General features: G+C 38.7%; 11 protein-coding genes and 1 CRISPR repeat array. Of the genes, 6 read left to right on the plus strand and 5 right to left on the minus strand.

What is annotated here, in order from left to right; translation table 11 throughout:
* On the plus strand, positions 1 to 447 hold a 447-nt coding region (locus tag ADH81_RS01810), incomplete at its 5' end, for an ISL3 family transposase (RefSeq protein WP_049526075.1).
* A gap of 217 nt (positions 448 to 664) precedes the next feature.
* Here ADH81_RS01810 and rpmA read toward each other — a convergent pair.
* From rpmA to ADH81_RS01830, 4 genes are all read right to left on the minus strand, one after another.
* Positions 665 to 958, minus strand: a complete 294-nt coding sequence (gene rpmA, locus ADH81_RS01815; protein WP_000916509.1) for a 50S ribosomal protein L27 — start codon at positions 956 to 958, stop codon at positions 665 to 667.
* A 16-nt stretch (positions 959 to 974) separates the two neighbouring features.
* On the minus strand, positions 975 to 1,319 hold the full coding sequence (locus ADH81_RS01820; RefSeq protein ID WP_049526077.1) for a ribosomal-processing cysteine protease Prp: 345 nt from the start codon (positions 1,317 to 1,319) through the stop codon (positions 975 to 977).
* 15 nt (positions 1,320 to 1,334) lie between these two features.
* Complete coding sequence (gene rplU, locus ADH81_RS01825; protein ID WP_000109141.1) at positions 1,335 to 1,649, minus strand: 50S ribosomal protein L21; 315 nt, start codon at positions 1,647 to 1,649, stop codon at positions 1,335 to 1,337.
* A gap of 279 nt (positions 1,650 to 1,928) precedes the next feature.
* Complete coding sequence (locus ADH81_RS01830) at positions 1,929 to 2,615, minus strand: YoaK family protein (protein ID WP_049526079.1); 687 nt, start codon at positions 2,613 to 2,615, stop codon at positions 1,929 to 1,931.
* Positions 2,616 to 2,760: 145 nt separating this feature from the next.
* Between ADH81_RS01830 and ADH81_RS01835 the strand changes: the two genes are divergently transcribed.
* Both ADH81_RS01835 and ADH81_RS01840 read left to right on the plus strand, forming a co-directional pair.
* Positions 2,761 to 3,738 carry a Gfo/Idh/MocA family protein gene (locus ADH81_RS01835; RefSeq protein WP_049526081.1) on the plus strand — a complete coding sequence of 326 codons (978 nt, stop codon included), beginning with the start codon at positions 2,761 to 2,763 and terminating at the stop codon, positions 3,736 to 3,738.
* Positions 3,735 to 4,817 (plus strand): DEAD/DEAH box helicase, encoded by a 1,083-nt coding sequence (locus tag ADH81_RS01840; protein ID WP_049526083.1) that lies wholly within the window; start codon positions 3,735 to 3,737, stop codon positions 4,815 to 4,817. The genes ADH81_RS01835 and ADH81_RS01840 overlap by 4 nt, the downstream gene beginning before the upstream one ends.
* Positions 4,818 to 4,932: 115 nt before the next feature.
* Here ADH81_RS01840 and ADH81_RS01845 read toward each other — a convergent pair whose 3' ends face one another.
* Complete coding sequence (locus tag ADH81_RS01845) at positions 4,933 to 5,310, minus strand: DUF1934 domain-containing protein (RefSeq protein WP_152904368.1); 378 nt, start codon at positions 5,308 to 5,310, stop codon at positions 4,933 to 4,935.
* A 71-nt stretch (positions 5,311 to 5,381) separates the two neighbouring features.
* Here ADH81_RS01845 and ADH81_RS01850 point away from each other — a divergent pair, with 71 nt between their 5' ends.
* From ADH81_RS01850 to ADH81_RS01860, 3 genes are all read left to right on the plus strand, one after another.
* Positions 5,382 to 6,701: an HD domain-containing protein gene (locus ADH81_RS01850; protein WP_049526086.1), complete on the plus strand. Its 1,320-nt coding sequence runs from the start codon at positions 5,382 to 5,384 to the stop codon at positions 6,699 to 6,701.
* On the plus strand, positions 6,698 to 7,504 hold the full coding sequence (gene yidA, locus ADH81_RS01855; RefSeq protein ID WP_049526089.1) for a sugar-phosphatase: 807 nt from the start codon (positions 6,698 to 6,700) through the stop codon (positions 7,502 to 7,504). The genes ADH81_RS01850 and yidA overlap by 4 nt, the downstream gene beginning before the upstream one ends.
* Before the next feature lie 89 nt (positions 7,505 to 7,593).
* A complete protein-coding gene (locus tag ADH81_RS01860) occupies positions 7,594 to 7,785 on the plus strand; it encodes a hypothetical protein (protein ID WP_049526091.1) in 192 nt (63 codons plus the stop codon).
* A gap of 26 nt (positions 7,786 to 7,811) precedes the next feature.
* A CRISPR array of direct repeats spans positions 7,812 to 8,112; the repeat unit is 37 nt; unit sequence GTTGTACAGTTACTTAAATCTTGAGAGTACAAAAACA.
* The last annotated feature ends 25 nt before the right edge of the window (positions 8,113 to 8,137 follow it).

Genomic DNA, 8,137 nt, shown 5'->3' on the forward strand with positions numbered 1-8,137 from the left:
CTCATTCAACAGGATAGCCGTAAACTTAGTAATAAACGTTTTTATCGCCCTACTTTTCGCTCACACTTGACTAATAATGAGATTCTTGAAAAGCTCCTTGCATACTCTCAAGAACTTAGAGAGCACTATGAATTCTATCAACTATTACTCTTTCATTTTCAAGAGAAACAAGCGAACCATTTCTTTGATCTGATTGAAGAAACAATTTCCTGTGTAAATCCTATCTTTCTAACCGTTTTTAAGACCTTTTTGAAAGATAAGGACAAGATTATGAACGCACTAGAACTGCCCTACTCAAACGCGAAACTAGAAGCTACTAATAACCTCATCAAGGTCATCAAGCGCAATGCTTTTGGCTTCCGGAACTTTGAAAACTTCAAAACTAGAATCCTCATTGCTTTGAACATCAAAAAGGAGAGAACCAATTTGGTCCTCTCCAGGTTATAACTTTTCATCAACCCACTACAGTTGACAAAGAGCCATAAAAAATTAAACCTATGATATTGTACAAAAGTTTTACATAAAAATCATTTTGGGTACCAAAATGGGTATCAAAACAAAAAAATAGGCTCTCCGAAAACTCGGAAAGCCTTATTTAATGCTACTTCTAGCTTCCTCGCCTTTACATTTCAAGGCTCGGGATAAAAAGGTTCACTGGACCTTTTTATTTTGCGATTGGGTAAACAGAAACTTGTTTTTTATCGCGACCTTTACGTTCAAAGCGTACTACGCCTTCAACTTTAGCGAACAAAGTATCGTCTCCACCACGTCCAACGTTTACACCTGGATAGATGTGTGTACCACGTTGACGGTAAAGGATTGATCCACCTGTTACAGTTTGTCCGTCAGCTGCTTTAGCTCCAAGACGTTTTGCTTGTGAATCGCGTCCGTTTGATGTAGAACCTCCACCTTTTTTGTGGGCGAAAAGTTGCAAGTTGTTAAGAGTCATTTTTAACATAATGTTTTCCTCCGTGTTAGTTTTCTGTGATAACTCTGGTTTGGACGAACTCAGAAGAGTTCTCCGATAAGTTTGCCATACCTAAGAAAAATGATTCAAAAAATAACTGAGTCATTTCTCTCTGATGTGAAGGAAGATCTCTGGGAATTTCAACCATAAGATAGCCACCTTCATCTTCGTTTAATTTTAAGATTGGTTCATAGCCTGCAAATTTCTCAATGGAATTGATAAAGTTAATGGCAAGCGTAGAAACCGATGCACACACGACATCAAAGCCGTATTCGCCACTCTCGGCGTGTCCAGTAATTTCCGCACTCCTCAGCTCGCCATCTTCGGCTCTCTCAAAGACTGCTTGTATCATGTGTTCTCCTTAAAATTAAGCGTTGATTGCGTTGATGACAACTTTTGTATATGGTTGACGGTGACCTTGTTTACGGTGGCTACCTTTTTTAGGTTTGTACTTGTAAGTAACAACTTTCTTTTGTTTTCCTTGTTTTTCAACAGTTCCAACTACAGTAGCTCCAGCAACAAGTGGAGTTCCGACAACAGTGTTTTCACCACCAACAAGAACAACTTCGTTAAAAGTAACTTCTTGACCAGCTTCAACGTTCAATTTTTCCACGTAGACTGCTTGACCAACTTCAACTTTAACTTGTTTTCCGCCAGTTTTGATAATTGCGTATGTGCTCATTATGCACCTCCTATGATTTTTTGGGGTTTCCCCATATTTTTGTGAAGACTCGCCTAGCATCGTGGGACGAACCACTTAAAAGAAGAGCTCTAAGTATAACAAAGAATAAACTAGGAATTGAGCCGAAGACATAACTTATGTTAGGCAAGGCGATAATGACGAAGTTTAAATTTGTTATACGACGAGCAACGATGTTCGTGCGGTTGCACAGGATTGTGCATAGTCAACTCTTCAAGTATAGCATGATTCCTAATTTTTGACAAGTATTAATCATCGAATTTAAACTTTTTCTCCAACTTTTTTCCTCCAAGATGCAAAAAGCATACTTAGATAAAAAATACTCATCATGATTGGAATCCCTAAAATTGTTTTTTCTTTATAAGAAATACTCAGATAAGCTGATACAACAACTCCGAGAACAAAGCTAGATAGTAGACTGACAAAGATAAGACCTTCTCGTAAAAAAGGAGTATGTTTTGTGCGAACATATTCCCCAAATGCTAACATGGTTCGTTTGATATTACCAGTCATAAAAGCATTGTTATATGCGATTCCTGAAACTTCTCCAAATGCTGTTGTTACAAGTCCCATACAAAATGCTAACGGTGGTACTATGTATATATTATCAACCGTCAAGGGAACAAATCCTATAATCAAAGATAAAATTGCTAGTGGAATAAGGGATAGAATTGGTTTTCTTACAATCCGTAACTTTTCTTTATAGACTGTCAAGAGGAAAACACCTATCATAAAGGAAATCAAGGTCATTACCTTGACACTGGCATCTGAAACATTGTCTTGAATGAGACCAACGGAAAGGAAAACGACATTCCCCGTTTGACCTGCAACTAGAGTATTCCCACGTATGATAAAGGTATAGGCATCTACATAGCCCGCACAAAAAGTCAAAAAAAGCGCCAATCTTTTTGAATGACGAGAAATTTTTCTCATAGGTAATAATCTCATACTACACTCCTATTTTTTCTGAATCTATTGTACCATTTTTTGATGAAAATTCGAAGTATCAAATAAAAGAATTGTCTCCCTTTGGCTAGTTTAGTCTATCTGTGATATAATGAAAGCAGTCATTACTTGTAGAAAAGGAGATTTCATGCTAAAACTTGGTATTATCGGTACTGGTGCAATCAGTCACCACTTTATAGAAGCTGCTCATACTAGTCAGGAATTCCAGTTAGTGGCTGTTTATTCAAGAAAGCTCACGACTGCTCAGCAATTTACTAGTCCTTATCAAAATGTTAGTCTATTTGATAATTTAGAGGATTTCTTCCAGTCTGAATTTGATGTTGTCTATATCGCAAGTCCAAATTCTTTGCACTATTCTCAAGCCAAGGCTGCCTTATCTGCTGGCAAGCATGTTATCCTTGAAAAACCAGCGGTGACTCAACCACAAGAATGGCAGGATTTAGTTGAAACAGCTCAAGAAAATCAATGTTTTATCTTTGAAGCAGCAAGAAACTATCACGAAGATGCTTTTGCGACAATTAAAGACTTTCTTGCAGACAAGCAAGTTTTAGGGGCAGATTTTAACTATGCCAAGTATTCTTCTAAGATGCCAGACCTTCTTTCTGGAAATACTCCGAATGTCTTTTCAGACCGTTTTGCTGGTGGGGCTCTCATGGACTTAGGTATTTACCCAATCTATGCTGCGGTTCGCTTATTTGGAAAAGCACTCGATGCGACCTATCAAGCTCAACAACTTGACAACACTATTGATCTAAACGGAGATGGTATCTTATCTTATCCCGGTTATCAAGTCCATATCAAGGCTGGTAAAAATATTACTTCTAATCAGCCTTGCGAAATATATACAACAGATGGAACCTTGACACTCAACACTATTGAACATGTTCTCTCAGCTATTTTCACTGATCATCAAGGTAATGAAACACATCTACCTATTCAGCAAGCACCTCATACCATGACCGAGGAGGTCGCTGCTTTTGCAAACATGATCAAGCAGCCAAACCTAGAACTTTACCAAGCTTGGTTGGATGATGCAACACACGTCCATAAGCTACTCTACACCATGCGCCAGACTGCTGGCATTAGATTTGAGGCAGAAAAATGAAAACCAAACTACCTAAAGAATGGCAAGAGCTAACCGAACAACTCGGCTTTCAAGAATTCACCCCCATTCAAACTCAGCTTTTTGATCCGATTTTAGACGGTCAAACCCTCCTTGGAGTCAGTCCAACAGGAACAGGAAAAACGTTAGCTTATCTCCTACCAAGTCTTCTTCGTCTCCAAAAGAAAAAAGCGCAACAACTATTGATTTTAGCACCAAATACTGAACTGGCTGGTCAGATTTTTGAGGTAACTAAAACCTGGGGTGAAGCTATTGGCTTGACTGCTCAGCTCTTCCTGTCAGGTTCGAGTCAAAAACGCCAAATTGAACGACTAAAAAAAGGACCAGAAATTTTGATCGGAACTCCCGGTCGTATCTTCGAACTGATCAAATTGAAAAAAATCAAGATGATGAATGTGGAGACTATCATACTTGATGAGTTTGACCAGTTGCTAGATGATTCTCAAATCCACTTTGTAGAAAAGATTACTCACTACGCACCTCGCGACCACCAACTTATTTACATGAGTGCCACTACCAAGTTTGACCAAGATAAGATTGCGCCTAACACGCGCACCATCGACCTCTCTGATCAAAAGTTGGACAACATTCAACACTTCTACATGCAAGTAGACCAACGTCATCGAGTAGATATGCTTAGAAAACTGGCACATGTCGAAGACTTCCGCGGACTGGTATTCTTCAATAGCTTGTCAGATCTTGGAAGTGCTGAGGAAAAATTGCAGTATCGTGATGTTTTAGCTGTTTCACTAGCTAGCGATGTCAACGTCAAATTTAGAAAAGTTATCTTAGAAAAATTCAAAGATAATCAGCTAACACTACTTCTTGCGACAGACCTTCTAGCTCGTGGTATCGACATTGATAGCCTGGAATGTGTGCTCAACTTTGACGTCCCTAGAGATATTGAAACCTATACTCACCGTGCTGGACGTACAGGTCGTATGGGCAAAGAGGGCTATGTTATCACACTTGTAACTCATCCCGAAGAAATCAAAAAACTAAAGAAATTTGCAAGTGTACGTGAAATTGTTTTGAAAAATCAAGAACTATATATCAAATAGAGGCTGGGATAAAAATCCCAACCTCATTTTTTATTAGTAAAAATATTTTGCCTGCTAGCTGATTTGGAACTAGGAAATCGAAACTTTATATACTAATCTCTCCTCCACCGACTTTTTACCCCCAGGTAATTTCTAAGCGATAGTTTGCAAATGGATTTCCTTCTTTGTTTTGTAGTTGATAGGCTAGTTCAATCTTTTGTTGTTCAACTTGATAATGGCTTGTTTGGATGATAAACTCCTGTATCCCCATTGGTGTAGGAATATAGGCTAAACTATCAGCTTCCTTCAGAAAACGCATGATGGTCTTAGGGTTGGAAAATCGAGACATCACCAACTCTGTATCATTAAACTTGAGTAGCACTTTTTCCTTCTCTTCATTGTAAAAAAGGAGATAGGAAAAATCACCTTTCTCACGTAACTCAACGTCATAAAGTTGGTCGATCACTTCCAATTGTTCATCAAATTGGATGGTATTTCTCATTCTAATCTTCACTTCAAGTCCTCTTTCTTCACTCTTATCCTACTATTTTACCAAAAACTGTGGCTTTTTGCTATAATGGTTTTATGAATGAAAAAGTATTTCGTGACCCTGTTCACAATTATATCCATGTTGATAATCAGATTATCTATGACTTAATCAATACCAAAGAATTTCAACGGCTTCGTCGTATCAAGCAGCTCGGAACATCCAGTTACACCTTTCATGGTGGAGAGCATAGTCGCTTTTCTCACTGTCTGGGTGTTTACGAGATTGCACGCCGTATCACAGAGATTTTTGAGGAAAAGTATCCTAAAGAATGGGATCCTTCCGAGTCCCTCTTAACCATGACTGCAGCCCTCCTTCATGACTTAGGACATGGTGCCTACTCGCATACCTTTGAAAATCTCTTTGATACCGATCATGAGGCTATTACGCAGGAAATTATCCAAAGCCCCGAAACAGAGATTCACCAGGTTCTTTTACAGGTAGCTCCAGATTTCCCAGAAAAGGTAGCTAGCGTTATAAACCATACTTATCCAAATAAGCAGGTGGTTCAATTGATTTCGAGTCAAATTGATGCAGACCGCATGGACTATCTCTTACGTGACTCCTATTTTACAGGGGCTTCTTATGGGGAATTTGACCTAACACGTATCTTACGAGTTATTCGCCCTATCGAAAACGGAATTGCTTTTCAACGAAACGGGATGCATGCCATCGAAGACTATGTTCTTAGTCGCTATCAAATGTATATGCAGGTATATTTCCATCCAGCAACACGTGCTATGGAAGTACTTCTGCAGAATCTTTTGAAACGTGCTAAAGAACTTTATCCAGGAAACAAGGACTTCTTTACACTTACATCCCCACATCTACTGCCATTTTTCGAAAAAAATGTTAGCTTAGCTGACTATCTATCTTTGGATGACGGAGTTATGAATACCTATTTCCAACTATGGATGACCAGTTCTGACAAGATTTTAGCTGACCTGTCACAACGTTTTGTCAATCGCAAGGTTTTTAAATCTATCACCTTTTCACAAGAAGATCAAGAACAGCTTGCATCTATGAGAAAACTGGTAGAAGACATCGGCTTTGACCCTGACTATTACACAGCTATCCATAAGAACTTTGACCTTCCTTATGATATCTATCGCCCTGAATCTGAAAACCCACGAACACAGATTGAGATTTTACAGAAAAATGGAGAACTAGCAGAACTCTCTAGCCTTTCTCCTATCGTTCAATCCCTTGCTGGCAGTCGCCACGGAGATAATCGTTTCTATTTCCCAAAAGAAATGTTGGACCAAAACAGCATCTTTGCAAGCATCACCCAACAATTTTTACACTTGATTGAAAATGATCATTTTACCCCAATAAAAACTAAAAGAGGAACTATATGAGTATTAAACTAATTGCCGTCGATATTGACGGAACCCTAGTCAACAGCCAAAAGGAAATCACTCCTGAAGTCTTTTCTGCTATCCAAGATGCCAAACAAGCTGGTGTCAAAGTTATGATTGCAACTGGTCGCCCTATCGCAGGAGTTGCCAAACTTTTAGATGACTTGAAATTAAGAGATGAAGGGGACTACGTTGTTACCTTCAACGGTGCCCTTGTTCAAGAAACCGCTACAGGACATGAAATTATCAGCGAATCCTTGACTTATGAAGATTATCTAGATATGGAATTCCTCAGTCGTAAGCTCGGTGTCCATATGCATGCTATTACCAAGGATGGCATCTACACAGCCAATCGCAATATCGGAAAATACACTGTTCACGAATCAACCCTTGTCAGCATGCCCATCTTCTATCGTACACCTGAAGAAATGGCTGATAAGAAAATCGTCAAGTGTATGTTTATCGATGAACCGGAAATTCTCGATGCTGCTATTGAAAAGATTCCAGCAGAATTTTACGACCGCTACTCTATCAACAAATCTGCTCCTTTCTACCTCGAACTTCTCAAAAAAGGTGTAGACAAGGGTTCAGCTATCACTCACTTAGCTGAGAAACTCGGTTTGAACAAGGATGAAACTATGGCTATCGGTGACGAGGAAAATGACCGTGCCATGCTTGAAGTTGTTGGTAACCCCGTTGTTATGGAAAACGGAAATCCAGAACTCAAAAAAATCGCCAAATACATCACTAAATCTAATGACGAATCAGGCGTTGCTCATGCCATTCGAACTTGGGTGTTGTAACATAAAAAACCACAAAGCGTGAAAAAGTTGAATTTGTTATTGGACTTCTTCTACTCCTATTTGCAGTTCGGTATTTTATGAGGTAATATATGTCAGTAGATATTAAAGCTATCCGCTGGCTTTTAGAGAATGCCACAGCCTATGCTATCAGCAAAAACTGTGGCGTATCTATTCAGGCAGTGGATAAGTATAAAAATGGTGTATCAGATATCATGAATATGCGTTTAAAACACGCTATCAGCATGACTGTTTATGCCTATAAACTACAAGAAAAACAGTGATTGGCACTGTTTTTTTATTGCAGATAATTGTACAGTTACTTAAATCTTGAGAGTACAAAAACCTTACTATATTCTGACTGACATCAACTATTGTTGTACAGTTACTTAAATCTTGAGAGTACAAAAACCTGCTAGTTTTGAACCTTTTGGGAATCATGGTTGTACAGTTACTTAAATCTTGAGAGTACAAAAACACCATTTAGGTAAGTTCGATATCAATAGCAGTTGTACAGTTACTTAAATCTTGAGAGTACAAAAACAGCAATTAAAACAATCTATACAAGATTGCCGTTGTACAGTTACTTAAATCTTGAGAGTACAAAAACATTGATTAGTGACTCCATTGCTCCCG

Origin of the sequence: Streptococcus pseudopneumoniae, from assembly GCF_001072925.1 — a bacterium.
Taxonomy (GTDB): Bacteria; Bacillota; Bacilli; order Lactobacillales; family Streptococcaceae; genus Streptococcus; species Streptococcus pseudopneumoniae_Q.

What these genes read in the sequence shown, in the direction of transcription:
- ADH81_RS01820 (WP_049526077.1), bottom strand. Translation starts at nt 1,319, where the DNA reads ATGATACAAGCAGTCTTTGAGAGAGCCGAAGATGGCGAGCTGAGGAGT.
- ADH81_RS01840 (WP_049526083.1), top strand. Translation starts at nt 3,735, where the DNA reads ATGAAAACCAAACTACCTAAAGAATGGCAAGAGCTAACCGAACAACTC.
- ADH81_RS01835 (WP_049526081.1), top strand. Translation starts at nt 2,761, where the DNA reads ATGCTAAAACTTGGTATTATCGGTACTGGTGCAATCAGTCACCACTTT.
- ADH81_RS01850 (WP_049526086.1), top strand. Translation starts at nt 5,382, where the DNA reads ATGAATGAAAAAGTATTTCGTGACCCTGTTCACAATTATATCCATGTT.
- yidA (WP_049526089.1), top strand. Translation starts at nt 6,698, where the DNA reads ATGAGTATTAAACTAATTGCCGTCGATATTGACGGAACCCTAGTCAAC.
- ADH81_RS01860 (WP_049526091.1), top strand. Translation starts at nt 7,594, where the DNA reads ATGTCAGTAGATATTAAAGCTATCCGCTGGCTTTTAGAGAATGCCACA.
- ADH81_RS01830 (WP_049526079.1), bottom strand. Translation starts at nt 2,615, where the DNA reads ATGAGATTATTACCTATGAGAAAAATTTCTCGTCATTCAAAAAGATTG.
- rplU (WP_000109141.1), bottom strand. Translation starts at nt 1,649, where the DNA reads ATGAGCACATACGCAATTATCAAAACTGGCGGAAAACAAGTTAAAGTT.
- rpmA (WP_000916509.1), bottom strand. Translation starts at nt 958, where the DNA reads ATGTTAAAAATGACTCTTAACAACTTGCAACTTTTCGCCCACAAAAAA.